At 57.6% G+C, this 16305-nt stretch carries 16 protein-coding genes; 9 read left to right on the forward strand and 7 right to left on the reverse strand.

Annotated elements, in window-relative coordinates:
• Positions 1–7: 7 nt before the first annotated feature.
• Positions 8–988 carry an AAA family ATPase gene (locus PMYSY11_RS04455; RefSeq protein ID WP_090514159.1) on the reverse strand — a complete coding sequence of 327 codons (981 nt, stop codon included), beginning with the start codon at positions 986–988 and terminating at the stop codon, positions 8–10.
• 217 nt (positions 989–1205) lie between these two features.
• Between PMYSY11_RS04455 and PMYSY11_RS04460 the strand changes: the two genes are divergently transcribed.
• The gene (locus PMYSY11_RS04460; protein WP_150548420.1) at positions 1206–1451 is read left to right on the forward strand and encodes a hypothetical protein; all 246 of its coding nucleotides are present in this window, start codon (positions 1206–1208) and stop codon (positions 1449–1451) included.
• Positions 1452–1454: 3 nt separating this feature from the next.
• Here the strand turns inward: PMYSY11_RS04460 and PMYSY11_RS04465 are convergent, their stop codons facing one another.
• From PMYSY11_RS04465 to PMYSY11_RS04475, 3 genes are all read right to left on the reverse strand, one after another.
• Entirely contained in the window at positions 1455–1844 is a 390-nt protein-coding gene (locus PMYSY11_RS04465) for a DUF3461 family protein (RefSeq protein ID WP_069901279.1), read from the reverse strand.
• A 327-nt stretch (positions 1845–2171) separates the two neighbouring features.
• Positions 2172–3494: an MFS transporter gene (locus PMYSY11_RS04470; protein ID WP_069901095.1), complete on the reverse strand. Its 1323-nt coding sequence runs from the start codon at positions 3492–3494 to the stop codon at positions 2172–2174.
• An 84-nt stretch (positions 3495–3578) separates the two neighbouring features.
• On the reverse strand, positions 3579–5243 hold the full coding sequence (locus PMYSY11_RS04475) for a GMC family oxidoreductase (protein WP_150548421.1): 1665 nt from the start codon (positions 5241–5243) through the stop codon (positions 3579–3581).
• A gap of 190 nt (positions 5244–5433) precedes the next feature.
• On the opposite strand from PMYSY11_RS04475, the gene PMYSY11_RS04480 reads away from it, so the two are divergent.
• Complete coding sequence (locus PMYSY11_RS04480; protein ID WP_150548422.1) at positions 5434–6240, forward strand: IclR family transcriptional regulator; 807 nt, start codon at positions 5434–5436, stop codon at positions 6238–6240.
• Positions 6241–6267: 27 nt separating this feature from the next.
• On the opposite strand, the gene PMYSY11_RS04485 is transcribed toward PMYSY11_RS04480, so the two are convergent.
• Positions 6268–7065 carry a thiazole synthase gene (locus tag PMYSY11_RS04485; protein ID WP_069901101.1) on the reverse strand — a complete coding sequence of 266 codons (798 nt, stop codon included), beginning with the start codon at positions 7063–7065 and terminating at the stop codon, positions 6268–6270.
• Between the two features lie 56 nt (positions 7066–7121).
• Complete coding sequence (thiS, locus tag PMYSY11_RS04490; RefSeq protein ID WP_069901280.1) at positions 7122–7322, reverse strand: sulfur carrier protein ThiS; 201 nt, start codon at positions 7320–7322, stop codon at positions 7122–7124.
• A gap of 302 nt (positions 7323–7624) precedes the next feature.
• On the opposite strand from thiS, the gene PMYSY11_RS04495 reads away from it, so the two are divergent.
• The 6 genes from PMYSY11_RS04495 (at position 7625) to PMYSY11_RS04520 (ending at position 14329) form a co-directional block, all read left to right on the forward strand.
• Positions 7625–9013, forward strand: coding sequence for an aminotransferase family protein (locus PMYSY11_RS04495; protein WP_150548423.1), 1389 nt, complete (start codon positions 7625–7627; stop codon positions 9011–9013).
• Positions 9014–9244: 231 nt separating this feature from the next.
• Positions 9245–10711, forward strand: coding sequence for a MocR-like pyridoxine biosynthesis transcription factor PdxR (gene pdxR, locus PMYSY11_RS04500; protein WP_069901105.1), 1467 nt, complete (start codon positions 9245–9247; stop codon positions 10709–10711).
• A 252-nt stretch (positions 10712–10963) separates the two neighbouring features.
• A complete protein-coding gene (locus PMYSY11_RS04505) occupies positions 10964–11152 on the forward strand; it encodes a hypothetical protein (RefSeq protein WP_150548424.1) in 189 nt (62 codons plus the stop codon).
• A 58-nt stretch (positions 11153–11210) separates the two neighbouring features.
• Complete coding sequence (xsc, locus tag PMYSY11_RS04510) at positions 11211–12971, forward strand: sulfoacetaldehyde acetyltransferase (RefSeq protein WP_069901109.1); 1761 nt, start codon at positions 11211–11213, stop codon at positions 12969–12971.
• An 84-nt stretch (positions 12972–13055) separates the two neighbouring features.
• Positions 13056–14006 carry a bifunctional enoyl-CoA hydratase/phosphate acetyltransferase gene (locus tag PMYSY11_RS04515; protein ID WP_150548425.1) on the forward strand — a complete coding sequence of 317 codons (951 nt, stop codon included), beginning with the start codon at positions 13056–13058 and terminating at the stop codon, positions 14004–14006.
• 23 nt (positions 14007–14029) lie between these two features.
• Positions 14030–14329, forward strand: coding sequence for a DUF6506 family protein (locus tag PMYSY11_RS04520; RefSeq protein WP_150548426.1), 300 nt, complete (start codon positions 14030–14032; stop codon positions 14327–14329).
• A gap of 9 nt (positions 14330–14338) precedes the next feature.
• On the opposite strand, the gene PMYSY11_RS04525 is transcribed toward PMYSY11_RS04520, so the two are convergent.
• Entirely contained in the window at positions 14339–14992 is a 654-nt protein-coding gene (locus tag PMYSY11_RS04525) for a hypothetical protein (RefSeq protein WP_150548427.1), read from the reverse strand.
• Between the two features lie 337 nt (positions 14993–15329).
• Between PMYSY11_RS04525 and PMYSY11_RS04530 the strand changes: the two genes are divergently transcribed.
• Positions 15330–16286 carry a YeiH family protein gene (locus PMYSY11_RS04530; protein WP_069901117.1) on the forward strand — a complete coding sequence of 319 codons (957 nt, stop codon included), beginning with the start codon at positions 15330–15332 and terminating at the stop codon, positions 16284–16286.
• The last annotated feature ends 19 nt before the right edge of the window (positions 16287–16305 follow it).

Below are 16305 nucleotides of genomic sequence, written 5' to 3' on the forward strand. Positions count from 1 at the left end.
TCACTGCTCACGCCAGCGCCAAGTGCGGCAACGCCGATTCTTGCAGTTCATCATCGAAGCAGCGCTGGTAGTATTCCGCGACAATGCTGCGCTCGGCTTCGTCGCACTTGTTGAGAAATGACAGGCGAAATGCCAGCGCCGGATCACCGAATATCTCAGTGTTTTCGGCCCATGCAATCACACCGCGTGGCGACATCAGTGTTGATAGGTCGCCACAGGCAAAGCCCTCACGGGTCAGGCCGGCCACCGCCACCATCGACTCAAGCAGTTGTGCAGGGTAGAGGGCAAGCAGTTGCGGAACCCGCGCGGCTACAATTGCCTGCTCCTCAGCCGGGGGCAGGTAGTTCAGGCAGGCGACGATATTCCAGCGGTCGAGCTGCGCCTGATTGAGCACTTGTGTGCCGCTGTATAAGCCATTGAGGTTGCCCAAACCGACCGTGTTAGATGTGGCGAACAGGCGAAACTGCGGGTGTGGGGTGATCAGCTGATTCTGGTCGAGCAAGTTGAGTTTGCCGTCACGCTCAAGAATGCGCTGAATAACGAACATCACGTCCGGGCGCCCGGCATCGTATTCATCGAATATCAGAGCCACTGGCCGGCGCAGCGCCCACGGCAGAATGCCTTCCTGAAATTCGGTGACCTGTTTGCCGTCCCGCAACACAATCCCATCCTTGCCGATCAAGTCCAGGCGGCTTATGTGGCCGTCCAGATTAACCCGCACGCAAGGCCAGTTGAGCCGCGCCGCTATCTGCTCGATATGGGTTGATTTGCCCGTGCCGTGCAAGCCCTGAAGCATCACCCGACGGTTGCGGGTAAAACCTGCCAACACCGCTTGCGTGACTTCCGGATTAAACCGGTAGGCGCTGTCGATTTCCGGCACCTGATGATCGTGCTTGAGCAGGACTGGTACGCGCATGTTGCTGTCGATACCGAACAGTTCACGGGCAGAGACCAGCCGGCTGGCAGATTCAAGGGTCAGATCAGTCATGCGCAGTGCCTCTGAAACGGAATGAGTTCAACCGATTCTATGGGCGCTATTGATCAGGGGCAGGGGCCAGTTGGCATTCAACGATGGGCCAGGAACGGGCTTAAACAGTGGAGCTTTGCTGGGGCTGGAGCCAAAACTGCAGTGCAACTGGCTCTATGGCAGGCGCGCGTGCGCGCTAAGGATGGGGCCAGACAGAAACAATAAAGAGGCTTCCCGCATGTCGAACACGACTCTGACCCTTGCCCTCAACAGCCAGCTGAGAGATTTGTTTCAGCGCTATGAGGCGCATACACAGGTAACACCGGAGCAATATGTCGAGGCCTTGCTGGCCAAGACCTTGCCTACCTTGCAGGCTGTAGTTGAGGCGCTGGATGAAGCCGGTGGTGACTCCGAGGCGATGGCCCAGCTGTTCGCTAGCAAAATGGCGCAGATGGCTCAACCCGCTGCGCCCGCACAGGCCTGACACTCAGGCCAGGCATTCGATTTTCTGGCGAATCTCGGCCAGTTTGCCTTCCATCACGCGTTCCAGATGCTGGAGATCCTGCAATACCTCGGCCTTGGGCGAGAGTTGCGGGACTTCAGCTGTGGTCAGTTGTTTGAGTTCTGCCAGTGCGCTGCATAATACCGGGCTGCTGTTGCTCAGCTCTGCGTAAGCCTGGCTGTGCCGACTCTGGCCCGGGATGGCTGTGCGCGGATGAGCGAAGGTGAACTTCTGGCTGTGTGCTCGCAATGAGCTGGCCGGACGCTCAAAGTAGATCTTCAGTACATCGCGGTCACGCTCCTGGCGCAAACTGAAGCGTTTGATTGATTCTACAGCGCTAATGCCCATCTCTTTCAGGGTTGGGTAGTCGGTCATGGCAGTTACCTCAGAAATCAGTGATCGATAATTCGGCTCCATTGCAAGCGCACGGCAATCAACCCGGCTGAAGAGTCCTCAGCTGAGCAAATTGGGGCGGATTGTTATTGTTTTCAGCGATTCTCGATCTGCATGTCAGGTGCAAGGCGCAGTTCGGAAGGGGGTGCCGCTCTCCTGCGGAGAGGTGTGCACAGTTTAGTCGGCAAGCTCGATTGGCCAAGAGCCAGCATTGGACCTGCGATGGGGCCAGCGTTGTTCTGGCAAGCAAAAGCCCCGCAGCGGATTAACGCAGCGGGGCTTTTATCAGCCAACTTTCAGGAGTGTGGCTTAGCTGTTGGTGACCGGCGCCGTGGACATTCGCGGCGCTGCTGTTGTTGATTTCTTGCGATTACCAATCCACCAGGCCGAGTAGGCACTCACCGCGCCGGCGAACAACACATACAGGCACGTCGTCCACGGTTGCCCGTCACTGCTGCGCATCAGCGCGGTGGCAATCATCGGGGTCAGGCCGCTGGCGAATATCCCTGAGAATTGATAGACGAACGAGATGCCGGTGTAGCGCACTTTGGCGTCAAATAACTCGCAGAACAGAGCGGCTTCCGGGCCATAAACGGCGGCATAGAAAATCCCGAACGGGATTACGATCGCCATCCAGATGAGGAACATATTGCCCTCGCTGGTCATCATCAACCAGAAGGCCGGGAATGCCGCCAGTGCGGTAATCAGTGAACCCCAGAAGTACACGCGGGTGCGGCCGATGCGGTCACTCAATGCGCCAAACATGGGGATCGTAAAGCACATCACCACCGCCGCAACCATGACCCCGATAAGTGCTTCGGAGCGCGGTAAATTGAGGGTCTGGGTCAGGTAACTGAGGGAGAACACGCCGAATACGTTGAAGAACACCCCGTCGATATACCGCGCTCCCATACCGGCGAGAACGTTCTTCGGGTAGCGCTTCATCATGTCGACAAATGGAATGGCGGCTTCGGCGTTGTCGGCTTTGACTTTGGCGAACTCCGGGCTTTCCATGACGTTCAGGCGAATCCAGGTGCCGACAAATACCAGACCGGCGCTGAGCAGGAAGGCGATCCGCCAGCCCCACTCGAGAAACTGTGTCTCGGTGAGGAAGTACGACAGCGCACCGACAACGCCCGAGGCCAGACAAAGGCCGATGGCAAGGCCGATTTGCGGCAGGCTGGCATAGAATCCGCGCTTATGCTTCGGCGCATATTCGAAGGCCATTAGCACCGCGCCTCCCCACTCACCGCCCAAGCCAATGCCCTGGAAAACACGCAGCAGCAGCAGGAGCAAAGGCGCCCAGATGCCGATACTGTCATAACTGGGCACCAGGCCAATCAAGAAGGTCGCCACGCCCATGATCATCATGGTCATGACCAACATACTTTTTCGACCGATCTTGTCGCCAAAGTGGCCGAAGATAACCCCGCCAATCGGCCGGCTCAAAAAGCCGACAGCGAAGGTGCCGTAAGCCAGCATGGTTGAAATCAGTGGATCATCACTGGGGAAGTAGAGCTGGTTGAAAACGATGCCGGCGACGACGCCGTAAAGGAAAAAATCGTACCACTCGATAGTGGCGCCTATGACACTTGCGATTACGACTTTGCGCACGGGATTTGGCGTGGACATGTCAGTATTCCTTTGTGTTTGGCTCGGCAATCAAGCCGCTTGCGCACAGCTCGCGCGCCACGGCGGCTCTATTGCTGCAGTGACTCAAGAGGCGTGGGCACACAACTCTGAGGTTTTTGTCGGGTTGACGTTGACCGTGGCCAGCGACGGCTTGAGCGCATCTTCGAGAATCATCGTCGAGGCCTTCTCGGCAATCATCACCACCGGCACGTTGGTGTTGCCGGAAACCAGCGTCGGCATGATCGAGCAGTCGACCACGCGCAAGCCCTGGAGGCCGTGAACACGTAAACGTGAGTCGACCACCGCCAATGGGTCTGAACCCATTTTGCAGGTGCCGGACGGGTGGAAGATGGTCGCGCCGTATTGCCGGCAGAACTCGAGGATTTGCTCGTCACTCTGCGCTTCAATGCCGGGCAGGTGCTCGCGTTTGATCAAGTCCTTGAGCGGGCCGGTGGCCGCCAGTTTGCGGGTGTAACGAACCCCAGCAATTACGATCTGGCGATCAAGCTCGGTCGACAGGTAGTTGGGCTGCATCGACGGCGGCTGATTGGGATCGGCCGAGACAATGCGCACGTACCCGCGACTCTCCGGCCGCAACTGGCACACCGACATGGTGAAGCCTGAGAACGGATGCACTTTGCCGCCAGCCGAATCGGCGCTGAGCGTGCCGAAATGGTACTGAATATCCGGCGTCTTGCTTTGCTCAATAACCTTGGTAAACAAGCCACCCTGGTTAATGCCGATTGCCAGCGGACCGCTGCGGGTAAACAGCCATTGCAGGCCCATGCGCAGTTTGCGCCACGGCGAACGCAGTTCGTCGTTGGTGGTAATCGGGCGGGTGCATTCGTACATCATGCGAATTTGCAGATGGTCCTGCAGATTCTCACCCACGCCAGGGAGGTCTTTTACCAGCGGGATCGAGAACTTCTGTAAAAGCTCGCTCGGGCCAACGCCGGAGAGTTGCAGCAGTTGTGGCGATTGCAGGGCGCCGGCGCTGAGGACGACCTCGCGTTTGGCTTTTACCGTGAATTGCTGGCCGTTTTGCTCATACACCACCGCATTGGCCCGTGTCCCTTCAAACAGCACGCGCTGGGCTTTAGCCTGCGAGATGATGGTCAGGTTGCTGCGTTTTTGTGCAGGTTTCAGGTAGGCGACAGCGGTGCTGCAACGCAAGCCATTGCGGGTGGTCAGCTGGTAGTAGCCAACACCTTCCTGATCGCCACTGTTGAAATCCCTGCTGCGCGGAACGCCCAGCTCAACGGCTGCGTTGATGAAACCTTCTGTGAGTGGGTGGCGGGCCTTGATGCTGGAGGCGCTGAGTGGCCCGTCTGTGCCGCGGGTAGGGCCGGGGCCGAGGTCGTTATTTTCGCTGCGACGAAAATACGGCAGTACATCCTTCCAGGCCCAGCCTTCGTTGCCCGCGTCGGCCCAGGCATCGTAGTCGGCCTGTTGACCGCGAATGTAGATGAGCCCGTTAATGGAGCTGCATCCACCCCACACCTTGCCTCGCGGCCAATAGATGCGGCGGTTGTTCATGCCAGGATCGGGGTCGGTGTAGAACCCCCAGTTATAGACAGGGTGGAACATGGTTTTGGCATAGCCGATAGGGATGTGGATCCACGGATACCGATCCGGTGGGCCGGCTTCGAGCAAGCAGACGCTGTAGCGCCCGTTCTCGCTGAGCCGGTTAGCCAGCACACAGCCAGCAGATCCAGCACCCACTACGACGAAGTCATAGATGAGCGACATTCGAAATCCTCTTTGTTTTTATTAGTGCGAAACCGAACTTCGAGATCAAATTAGAACAAAACGGTTCATTGTTGTTGGGCCAGAAATGACTTGTGATTGAGTCCACGGCCTTGTATTTACTGGCCTGTAAGATATTTTGTTTATAATCATGGAGTTATTTTCATGCCACAACTAACAGGCGGTATGGCAAATGGAACGAAACGTATCAAAAGCAGATGAGGCGCTGGACGCTGCTACGCCAGATCGCAGCTTGCGGGCTTTGTTGCTGCTCGACGCCATCGCTCAGTCCGACTCACCCTTGTCGCTGGCGCAACTGAGTCATCGTCTGGATACGCCCAAGGCCACATTGCTAAGGATGGTGCAGGCGATGGAGCGGCTGGGGTTCTTGCTGCGCGAAGAGGACGAAAAGTCCTATTTGCTCGGCCCGCGTTCGGGGCAGCTTGGTTTGCACCTGTTGCGCAATGGTGTGGTTATGCAGCGCCATCGGCTGATTCTTGAATCGCTGGTTCGCAAACTGGGGGAAACCTGCAATCTGACTGCGCTGGATGGCTCGCAAGTGATCTATATCGATCGGGTCGAGACCACAGAACCGCTGCGCCTGCATGTCGAGCCTGGCACGCATGTTCCGCTGCACTGTACGGCGAGCGGCAAGCTGTTTCTGGCTGAAATGCCGGTTGCAGATCGTGAGCAACTATTGACCTGCATTCCATTGCTGGCGCAGACCTCGCGCACCATCACCGACACGGGTTTGCTGCAAGCCGAGCTTGAGCGTATTCGCAGCCGGGGCGTGGGTATCGACAGTGAGGAATTTGTGACGGGGATGGTCGCCGTGGCTGTGCCTATTCGCGATGCGCAGGGGCGTTGTGTGGCCGCACTGGCGTGTCATGCGCCGACTGCGCGCAAGAGCCTGAATGACTTGATTGATGGAATTGAAGACATGCAGGCGGCAGCAGCGCAACTGGCCTTGATGTTTGTCTCGCAAACAACCGGCGCCTGAAACAGCGGGGGCGCCGGTGCCCAGGCTTCAGATAAACAAGCCGCTTAGCGGGGACGATGCATCAGCGCTCAAACGACGCGGCATGCGTCCGGCCTGATACGCTTCTCGTCCGGCGCTAACGGCCTGACGCATGGCCGAGGCCATGCGAATCGGTTCGCGTGCGCGGGCAATTGCGGTATTCATCAGGACGCCATCGCAGCCCAGTTCCATGGCAATTGCCGCGTCGGATGCCGTGCCTACGCCGGCGTCAACGATTACCGGCACATGGGCGTTTTCGACAATCAGGCGAATGTTGTAGGGGTTGCGAATACCCAGTCCCGAGCCGATTGGCGCACCCAATGGCATCACTGCCACGCAGCCCAGTTCTTCCAGGCGCCGCGCTACCAACGGGTCATCACTGGTGTAAACCATCACCTTGAAACCCAGCTCAACCAGTTGGCGCGCAGCAATCAGGGTTTCGCCGATATCGGGGTAGAGTGTTTGCTCATCACCGAGAACTTCGAGTTTGACCAAGTCATGGCCATCAAGCAGTTCGCGGGCCAGCAAGCAGGTGCGTACGGCATCCTTGGCGGTGTAGCAGCCTGCGGTGTTGGGCAGGAGCGTGAATTTTTCGGGCGCAATGGCATCGAGCAGATTCGGTTCCTGAGCATTCTGGCCAAGGTTGCTGCGGCGCACAGCAAAGGTGACGATCTGCGCGCCGCTGGCATTCACGGCGGCTTGTGTCTCAGCCAAGTCTGCATAGTGGCCAGTACCAACCAGTAAGCGCGACTGAAAGGCCTGGCCGGCAATTATCAGCGGGTCCGCTATTGCGGCTGCGTGGGTCATAAACACTCCTGATCAACAGAATTAAATCCTTACTTGCGGCTATCGCAAAGCCCGAATCAGCCGCCGCCGATGGCGTGGACTATTTCGAGGCGATCGCCGCTTTGCAGGCGCCGTGTGGCCAGCTCACTGCGCGCAATAACCTGCAGGTTGTGTTCAACAGCCAGACGTCGTTCAACCAGACCGTTCAACTCCAGCAGTTCGAGCAGGCTCAGGTTTTCGGGCACTTGCTGCGCGGTGCCGTTAAGGATGATTTCAATCATGCGTGTATCGCACCGTGGTGGTTCGCTTTGTCTGCATGGTTGATTGATTCTGTGCGCCTCAGAAGGGCCAATGGTGCCAGCCATATTGGTCCAGTACGGCTCGGCGAAACGCCCCTGTGCGGCGCTGGCACCTCAGTTGGGTAAAAACTGGTTCTATGTGCGCTGGCGCCATGCTCCTAGTTTCATCACCAGAGGCTGAGCCTGCATTTACAGAACGCAGCCTGACGCTGGATAACCGCGGCCGCATGAATCTCCACCCCGGCCGCCGACAATTACAAAGTCCCACGCTGGAGGTTGGCATGAACACCATGACGAATGAAATTGATGCAGCTGAAGTGCTGGCCAGTGACCGCAGTCACGTATGGCACCACATTACCCAACACAAGCCGCTTGAACAGAATGATCCGATGATCATTGTTGAAGGCAAAGGCATGCGCGTGTGGGACATCAATGGCAATGAATACCTGGATGCAGTGTCGGGCGGCGTGTGGACTGTCAACGTTGGCTATGGCCGTGAAAAGATTGCCGATGCGGTGCGCGATCAACTGGTTAAGCTCAATTACTTTGCAGGCTCGGCCGGTAACATTCCGGGTGCCTTGTTCGCCAAAAAACTGATCGAGAAAATGCCCGGCATGAGCCGCGTGTATTACTCGAACTCAGGCTCTGAGGCCAACGAGAAGGCCTACAAAATTGTTCGCCAGATTGCCCATAAGAAGTACGGCGGCAAGAAGCACAAGATTCTCTTCCGTGAGCGTGATTATCACGGGACCACCATCACCGCGTTGAGCTCGACCGGTCAGTTTGAGCGCAAGAGCCAGTACGGCCCGTTCACTCCAGGGTTCGTCGAGTTCCCGCATTGCTGCGAATACCGCTCACAGTTCGGTGATGTCTCGGATTACGGCGTTCGCGCGGCACTGGAAATGGAAAAAGTGATCTTGGCCGAGGGCCCGGACACAGTTGGCGCGGTGGTACTTGAGCCCATTACGGCGGGTGGCGGGGTGATTACTCCGCCGGCTGGCTACTGGGAAACCATTCAGGCCATTTGCAAGAAATACGACATTCTTCTGCACATTGATGAAGTGGTGTGTGGCCTCGGACGCACCGGCAAGTGGTTCGGTTATCAGCACTACGGCATCAAGCCGGATATCGTCACCATGGCCAAAGGGGTTGCCAGTGGCTATGCAGCGATCTCTTGCACCGTGACCACCGAAGAGGTTTTCGAGTCGTTCAAGGGCGAAGCTGACGACCGCATGGGCTACTTCCGTGATATCAGCACTTTCGGCGGCTGCACTGCCGGCCCGGCAGCGGCGCTGGCCAACATGCAGATCATCGAAGAGGAGGGTTTGCTCGAGAATGTCACGCAAATGGGTGAGTACTTCATGGCCCGTTTGCGTGAGCTGCAAGACAAGCACCCGCTGATTGGTGATGTGCGTGGCAAGGGGCTGTTCTGTGGCTTGGAACTGGTCAAGGACCGGCAAACCAAAGAGCCGGTGGCAGAGAGCGTGGCCATTGCCGTCGCCGCAGATTGCATGCGCCAGGGCGTCATTATCGGGCGTACCAATCGCAGCTTTGAACAGTTCAATAACACCCTGTGCTTCAGCCCGGCGCTGATTGCGAGCCAGGCTGAACTGGATCAGATCATCACCGCCGTGGACAACGCGCTGGCCCGAGTGGGCGGCGGCGCTTAACTTCAGTAAAGGCGTTTAATCAGCCGGGATGACCTGTGTGAACGGGTCTCCCGGCTTTGGCGTTTTGTCCATAAATGCGGCTGATGCCGAGGTGGCTGACCAATAGTCTTGAGTGGCGGTTGGTGCTAGTCTGCGGCGCAGTCATCGCACCGAGGTGCATGGGCAAAGTGGAGTTGCTGGGCTGACGATGTGGGTTCCAGCATGTGCAGTTCTTACAGCTGAGGCCGCGATATGTTTCATCTATTTCATTTGTCCGCAGACAAGCCGACCGGCTTGCAGCAGCAGTTACGTGAACAAATTGCCCAGGTCATTCTTAACGGCAATATTCCGCTCGATAGCCCCCTGCCTTCCAGCCGTAAACTCGCCAAGCAGTTGAATATCGCCCGCAATACCGTGGTGCTGGCGTACGAGCATTTGCTTGATGACGGTTATCTGGTCGCCCGTGAACGCAGCGGTTATTACGTCAACCCGGATATTCTGGCGCGCAAAGTCGAGCCGGCGAGGGTGCCGGTCGAGTCGACATTTGATGGTGCGCCAGACTGGTCCACGCGGCTGGTGGTAAAGCCGACCGAACAGCGCAACATGAGCAAGCCGCGCGACTGGCAGAAGTACCAGTATCCATTCATCTACGGGCAGTTTGACCCGGTACTGTTCCCGACTGCCAACTGGCGGGAGTGTTGTCGCGATGCCGTTAGTATTCCGGCCATTCGTGATTGGGCATCGGACCGTTTCGATGACGATGATCCGCTGCTGATGGAGCAAATTCGCACGCGCTTGCTGCCGCGTCGTGGCGTTTGGGCCTCGCCCGAGCAAATTCTGGTCACCGTCGGCGCGCAGCACGCGTTGTATATGCTGGCGCGTTTATTGTTGCGCCCCGATAGCCTGATGGGCGTCGAAGACCCCGGCTACATGGATATTCGCAATATCGCCATGCTCAACCCGTCGCGGCTGCAGCCACTGGCTGTGGATGCGCAGGGTTTGGTACTCAGTGAACAGCTCAATGATTGCGACCTGGTTTACACCACGCCCAGCCATCAATGCCCGAGCACGGTGACCATGCCGCTGGACCGGCGTTATGAGTTGTTGCGCCGGGCCAACGAACATGACTTTTTAATCATCGAGGATGATTACGAAAGCGAAACCAACTTCAAGGCCAATCCGATTCCGGCGCTCAAGAGTCTGGATAAGAACGATCGGGTTTTGTATGTCGGCAGCCTTTCAAAAACCCTCGCTCCAGGCTTGCGCGTCGGTTATCTGGTGGGCCCGGAGCCGCTTATTCGTCAGGCGCGTGCGTTGCGCCGGCTGATGGTGCGCCATCCAGCGGCAAACAATCAACGCTCGGTGGCGTTGTTCCTTGAGCGTGGTTATCACGATGCGTTGATCATGAGCCTGATGCGCGCTTATCAGGATCGTCATCAGCAAATGGGCGATGCATTACGTGAGTATTTGCCGGATTCGTCGCGCGAGCCGAGCTTTGGTGGCTCCTGCTATTGGGTCAAAGGCCCTGATGGATTGGACGCCCGCGAGCTGCAGAAACAGGCTGCCAAACAGGGCGTGTTAATAGAGCCAGGTGATATTCATTTCTATGGTGAACGCCCGCCGCTGAATTATTTCCGGCTTGGCTATTCCTCGATTGCCGCTGAGCGAATCCGACCAGGTATCAAAATCCTCGCCGAGCTGATTGAGCAACTGAGCTAAAGCCCTCTTCCGGGCCCACAGCAGTGGGCCATCTTGCCTACACCGCAGGCTAATGCCTGCGGGGTGATTTCCTGCGCGCGTTAAAAAGTCGTACGGCCACTGGCGCAACAACTGGCCCGCAACTGGTTCTATCGGCTGCGTCTCTCAGGCTCCTACTCTAGGTCCAGTCCAGTTGGAACTGCATAGGCTCGACAGCGCAGGTTCTTACTGGGTTGCCGGTGCTCCATCACAAAAACAACGGGAGAGATCGACATGCAGAAAGTCTGTTCGACTACGTCCAGTCACACCGCCCAAGGTGCCTTCGTGGTGCCAGTTGGTGGTCCAGCTGCCGTTTCGGGTTGGGTGTTGGAGCACCTGAGTATTCAAGCAGGGCAGCGTGGCTGCCCTGAACCTGCCGAGGCTCTCGGCTATCCCTGTGCGCCGATGCCGCTCTGCGGCTAAGCCCCGATCAACCGGCGGCTTGGCCGTCGTACACCTAAGTTCTGAGAGGAAAGTCGATATGGCACGCATGACACCTAGCGAGGCTTTAGTTGAAACCATGGTCGCCAATGGCGTAACCGATATTTTCGGCATCATGGGTTCGGCGTTCATGGACGCAATGGATATTTTTGCCCCAGCCGGCATCCGTTTTATCCCGGTTGTGCACGAGCAAGGCGCCGGCCATATGGCCGACGGTTATTCGCGAGTGAGTGGCCGCCACGGTGTGTGCATCGCCCAGAACGGCCCGGGTATCACCAACTTTGTCACCGCTATTGCCGCTGCCTACTGGGCGCACAGCCCGGTTGTGGTCATCACTCCGGAAACCGGTTCAATGAGTCAGGGGCTTGGCGGCTTTCAGGAAGCTCAACAGCTGCCGTTCTTTGAAACCATCACCAAGTACCAAGGCCACGTTGCCAACCCGGCGCGCATGGCTGAACTGACAGCGCGTTGCTTTGACCGCGCCATGCAGGAAAACGGCCCGACTCAGCTGAACATTCCGCGCGACTTCTTCTACGGCGACATTAACGTTGATATCCCAACGCCAATTCGCATTGAGCGCAGCGCGGGCGGTGAAAACAGCCTCGCAGAAGCGGCTGCGCTGCTCGCATCGGCGAAAAATCCGGTGATCATTTCCGGTGGCGGTGTGGTCATGGGCGATGCCGTTGAAGAGTGCAAGGCGCTGGCCGAATACCTGGGCGCGCCGGTGGTGAACAGCTACCTGCACAACGACTCATTCCCGGCCAGCCATCAACTGTGGTGCGGCCCGCTGGGTTATCAAGGCTCGAAAGCCGGCATGAAGTTGCTGTCCCGTGCAGACGTGGTACTGGCTCTGGGCACACGCCTTGGACCATTCGGTACGCTGCCGCAGCACGGCATGGATTACTGGCCGAAGCAGGCCAAGGTGATTCAGATCGATTGCGATCCGAAGATGCTCGGTCTGGTCAAGAAGATCTCGGTAGGGATCTGCGGGGATGCCAAGGCTGCTGCGGTAAACCTGCTGGGCCGCCTGCAGAATCTGGATGTGCTGTGCCTTGAGAACAAAGGTGCACGCGCAGAAGAAATCGCCATGGAGAAGGCGAACTGGGAAGCCGAACTGACTGCCTGGGTTCACGAGAAGGATGAATATTCGCTCGACATGATCAACGAGCAGAACGGCGAAGACGGCAACTATCTGCACCCGCGTCAGGTCCTGCGTGAGCTGGAAAAAGCCATGCCGGCGGATGCCATGGTCTCGACCGATATCGGCAACATCAACTCGGTATCCAACAGCTACCTGCGCTTTGAGCAGCCACGTTCGTTCTTTGCTGCAATGAGCTTCGGTAACTGTGGTTACGCGCTGCCAACCATTATCGGCGCCAAGGTTGCCGCACCGCATCGTACCGCTATCTCCTACGCCGGTGACGGCGCGTGGGGCATGTCGATGATGGAAATCATGACCTGTGTTCGCGAGAACATTCCGGTGACTTCTATCGTCTTCCATAACCGTCAGTGGGGCGCGGAGAAGAAGAACCAGGTCGACTTCTACAACCGTCGTTTTGTTGCTGGCGATCTGGAGAACCAGAGCTTTGCCGGCATCGCCCGCTCAATGGGCGCAGAGGGTGTCACGGTTGATCGTCTGGAAGATATCGGGCCGGCGTTGAAGGCTGCTTGTGAGGCACAGAAGGCAGGCAAAACCACGGTTATTGAAATCATGTGTACCCGCGAACTCGGTGACCCGTTCCGCCGTGATGCGTTGTCCAAGCCGGTGCGTTTCCTTGAGAAATACAAGGATTACGTATAAGCCCTGGCGGCCTGTACAAGCACCCTGCAGCGGCGCCTTTGGGCGCCGTTGCAGTATCGCCAACGAGCAAATGGGAGGTGAATGATGTTGAGCACGACAGCACGCGAGTGCCCGGCTTTTTTGCTCAATCGGGCCAAGGCTTTGCCCCAGGTGGTAACCGCGGTGGTCAACCCGGTCAATCTGCTGACGTTGGGCAGCGCCAAGCAAGCCTTTGATGAGGGCTTGATCGATCCGGTTCTGGTGGGTGATATCCAGCAGATGCGTGGATTGGCCGAGCAACTCGATTGGGATCTTAATGGCATACGGCTGATAGCCGCGGCGGATGAGGCCGAGAGTGCCGCGATCAGTTGCGCACTGGCCGGCAAGGGTGAAGCGAGTGCGTTGATGAAAGGTCATCTGCACACCGACACTTTGTTGCGTGCGGTGCTTAAACGCGATGCAGGACTGCGCACCGCCAGCCGTCTCAGTCATGTTTTCCACATGACTTTACCGGGCAGTGACAAGGCTCTGTCGATTACCGATGCGGTGATTAACGTGCAGCCTTCAATCATCGACAAGGTGCACATCGCCCGCAATGCAATCCAGCTGATGCATGCGCTGGGGTATGAGTCGCCGCGGATGGCAATCCTCTCCGGAACTGAAGAGGTGAGCAGCAGCATGCCGTCGAGTCAGGATGCCGCAGAGTTGACCAAATTGGCGGCTATCGGCGCGATCAGCGGCGCGCGGATTGAGGGCCCGTTGGGCTTTGATAATGCAATATCGGCCGAGGCCGCGAAGATCAAGGGCATTGCCGGGCAAGTCTGTGGCAACGCCGATATTCTGCTGGTGCCAAATCTTGAATCGGGTAACTTTCTGTTCAAACAGATGGTTTATTTCATGAGCGCCACGGCCGCAGGCCTGGTGCTGGGCGCCAAGGTGCCGATTATTCTGACATCGCGCGCTGATCCTCTGGAGGCGCGACTTGCCTCATGCGCGCTGTCATCCATTTTTATTGATTACTGTGCGCAAACGCCTGAGCGGGCGCTGGCGGTTTAGTCACACTTCAACGGAGAGTTGCTATGGCAGTGCAACGTTACGCATTCATTTTCAAGGCCCCGGGCATGGATTTCATGACCCATAACGGCAAGCTTGAGTCGGACGCTTTCTCGGCGACCCTGTGCGGGGTGGCCGATGTTGAGCAGGCGGTGATGGTGGCGCTCGAACTGCTGACGCATCACGTGCAATTGATCGAGTTGTGTGGGGCGTTCAGCGAGGCGGAAACCGAGCAGATCCGTCAGGCGCTGGACGGCAGAATTGCGTTGGGTGCGGTTCAGTACAGCGCTGAGGATCGAGCGCGATTGCTGCAACCCGGCGCTTAATCGCAGAACTCAGGCGGGCATTGGGGCTGTTTGTGCATGCAGATGCCAAGCGCTTAATACCCGCCGCGGCCACCAGTCACTGCTTTCTATCAACTGACGAATAAGTACTTGCTGTTGCGCATCACCGGCAAAACTTTGTGGGCGTGCGAATATCGGCAGCTCGCGCAATAGGTCGGCCTGTGCCACGGGTTGCGGATGATTGGGCAGTATCGGCAGTCTCGGGCATAGATAGAAGAGAATCTGGCTGGTCGCACGGCACTCATCGCTGCCATCAAACAAGGCATCACTGGCGCTCACAATTAGCTGCTGCGCCAGTTCAGGTCCTTTCTCGGCAGCGCTTTGGCTCAGTGTTGCCCAGCGCGGGGCGATTTCCCGGCGAATAAAACCATCGAGCCGAGCGGCAAGTTCATCGGCGCTTAAGCCCTGCATATCCAGTTGCGTGCACTGCGTGAGGATTCGCAAGTAGGTTTTGTCGATGAGGGTGCGCCCGGCATTTTGCCAACCATAACCGGCTGCTTTATGCAGGCTTCCATAAAGCAGCAATAGCAGCATGTTGTCACTGCTACGCGGATCGTTGCCGGTTGCGAAGCGCGGATTGGCGCGTTGCCAATGGTTGCGCAGGCACTCACTCATGCGCGTCAACTCAAGGTTGCTCAGGGCCATTTTTCCCTCCTGCTGTGAACCGCTCCGCGTGCTTTAGTGGGGCCAGTGTGAAACTCGCCAACGCACAGAATATGCGGCTTGTACGGATTCACTTAGCGCCAGCTGCGAGGGGCTATGGGGCCAGTCGGATTGGCCCCTAACAAGGCGGCTCAGTGGCCCTAATGAGTCGGCCCGGGTTTCACTAGCATCGGTGGCACGTGATGAAACAAAGGTGTAGGTGCCAACCATGACAATAAAACAACACCACACGATTCCACCGGTTGCGGTCCCGGCAGAGTCGCAACCCGGCAATACCGATTCGTGGCTGGTACGGCGGGTACAGAAGTGCAAAGTGGTTATGCCCGGCCTGATTATTTCGGCAGTAGTCGGTGTCAGTGCCTCGTTCCTGTCCGAGCATTACGGTGCACCTGTGATGCTGATGGCGTTGCTGTTGGGCATGGCGCTGGGGTTTCTTTCGGAGGAGGGCCGCGCTGTTGCCGGAATCCGTTTCACCTCCAGCACGATCTTGCGCATAGGCGTTGCGCTGCTGGGGATGCGTATAACCCTGGAGCAGATCATGTCGCTGGGCGGCACCTTGCTGGCAGTGGTAGTCGGTGGGGTGTTTTTGACCATGACCTTTGGCGTGGTATTGGCCCGTATGCTCGGGCAGTCGCGTGACTTCGGTATTTTGAGTGGCGGCAGCGTGGGCATTTGCGGGGCTTCCGCTGCGCTGGCGATTTCGGCGGTGTTGCCGCAGGACAAAAACAGCGAGCGCAACATCATCTTCACAGTGATCAGCGTGACGGCGCTGAGCACCATTGCCATGATCATTTATCCGCCCATCGCGCAGTGGCTCGGACTCGATGCACGGCAGGCCGGGGTTTTCCTTGGCGCGACGATTCACGATGTTGCGCAAGTCGTTGGGGCTGGCTACAGCATGTCGGATGAAACGGGCGATACCGCAACGGTGGTCAAGCTGCTGCGTGTGGCCATGCTGGTGCCGATTGTGTTCAGCCTGTCGCTGATGTTGCGCAAACGCAGCGATGGCCCGCGAGCGGCTTTACCGCTGCCGTTATTCATCATCTTTTTCGTGATATTTGTGGCCATCAACAGCAGTGGCGTGGCAACACCGGCCATCCGTGAGTTCGCTGTGAGTGTTTCAAGCTGGTGCCTGGTCACTGCAATTGCTGCGCTGGGCATGAAGACATCGCTGAAGTCGTTGCTTGAGGTAGGCTGGCGCCCGGCTACATTGCTGGTCAGTGAGACCGTGTTCCTGGCGACTCTGATACTGTTGGCTGTTCATTGGATGGGGTGAGGTTGAAAGTGGGCGTGAA

Origin of the sequence: Pseudomonas marincola (genome assembly GCF_900682675.2) — a bacterium.
GTDB classification, from domain to species: Bacteria; Pseudomonadota; Gammaproteobacteria; order Pseudomonadales; family Pseudomonadaceae; genus Aquipseudomonas; species Aquipseudomonas marincola.

Excerpts from the sequence above, each read along its gene's own strand:
- PMYSY11_RS04530 (WP_069901117.1), top strand. The coding sequence starts at position 15,330 with ATGCCCGGCCTGATTATTTCGGCAGTAGTCGGTGTCAGTGCCTCGTTC.
- PMYSY11_RS04480 (WP_150548422.1), top strand. The coding sequence starts at position 5,434 with ATGGAACGAAACGTATCAAAAGCAGATGAGGCGCTGGACGCTGCTACG.
- PMYSY11_RS04515 (WP_150548425.1), top strand. The coding sequence starts at position 13,056 with ATGTTGAGCACGACAGCACGCGAGTGCCCGGCTTTTTTGCTCAATCGG.
- PMYSY11_RS04470 (WP_069901095.1), bottom strand. The coding sequence starts at position 3,494 with ATGTCCACGCCAAATCCCGTGCGCAAAGTCGTAATCGCAAGTGTCATA.
- PMYSY11_RS04465 (WP_069901279.1), bottom strand. The coding sequence starts at position 1,844 with ATGACCGACTACCCAACCCTGAAAGAGATGGGCATTAGCGCTGTAGAA.
- xsc (WP_069901109.1), top strand. The coding sequence starts at position 11,211 with ATGGCACGCATGACACCTAGCGAGGCTTTAGTTGAAACCATGGTCGCC.
- PMYSY11_RS04455 (WP_090514159.1), bottom strand. The coding sequence starts at position 988 with ATGACTGATCTGACCCTTGAATCTGCCAGCCGGCTGGTCTCTGCCCGT.
- PMYSY11_RS04485 (WP_069901101.1), bottom strand. The coding sequence starts at position 7,065 with ATGACCCACGCAGCCGCAATAGCGGACCCGCTGATAATTGCCGGCCAG.
- PMYSY11_RS04505 (WP_150548424.1), top strand. The coding sequence starts at position 10,964 with ATGCAGAAAGTCTGTTCGACTACGTCCAGTCACACCGCCCAAGGTGCC.
- PMYSY11_RS04475 (WP_150548421.1), bottom strand. The coding sequence starts at position 5,243 with ATGTCGCTCATCTATGACTTCGTCGTAGTGGGTGCTGGATCTGCTGGC.
- PMYSY11_RS04525 (WP_150548427.1), bottom strand. The coding sequence starts at position 14,992 with ATGGCCCTGAGCAACCTTGAGTTGACGCGCATGAGTGAGTGCCTGCGC.
- PMYSY11_RS04460 (WP_150548420.1), top strand. The coding sequence starts at position 1,206 with ATGTCGAACACGACTCTGACCCTTGCCCTCAACAGCCAGCTGAGAGAT.
- pdxR (WP_069901105.1), top strand. The coding sequence starts at position 9,245 with ATGTTTCATCTATTTCATTTGTCCGCAGACAAGCCGACCGGCTTGCAG.
- PMYSY11_RS04520 (WP_150548426.1), top strand. The coding sequence starts at position 14,030 with ATGGCAGTGCAACGTTACGCATTCATTTTCAAGGCCCCGGGCATGGAT.
- PMYSY11_RS04495 (WP_150548423.1), top strand. The coding sequence starts at position 7,625 with ATGAACACCATGACGAATGAAATTGATGCAGCTGAAGTGCTGGCCAGT.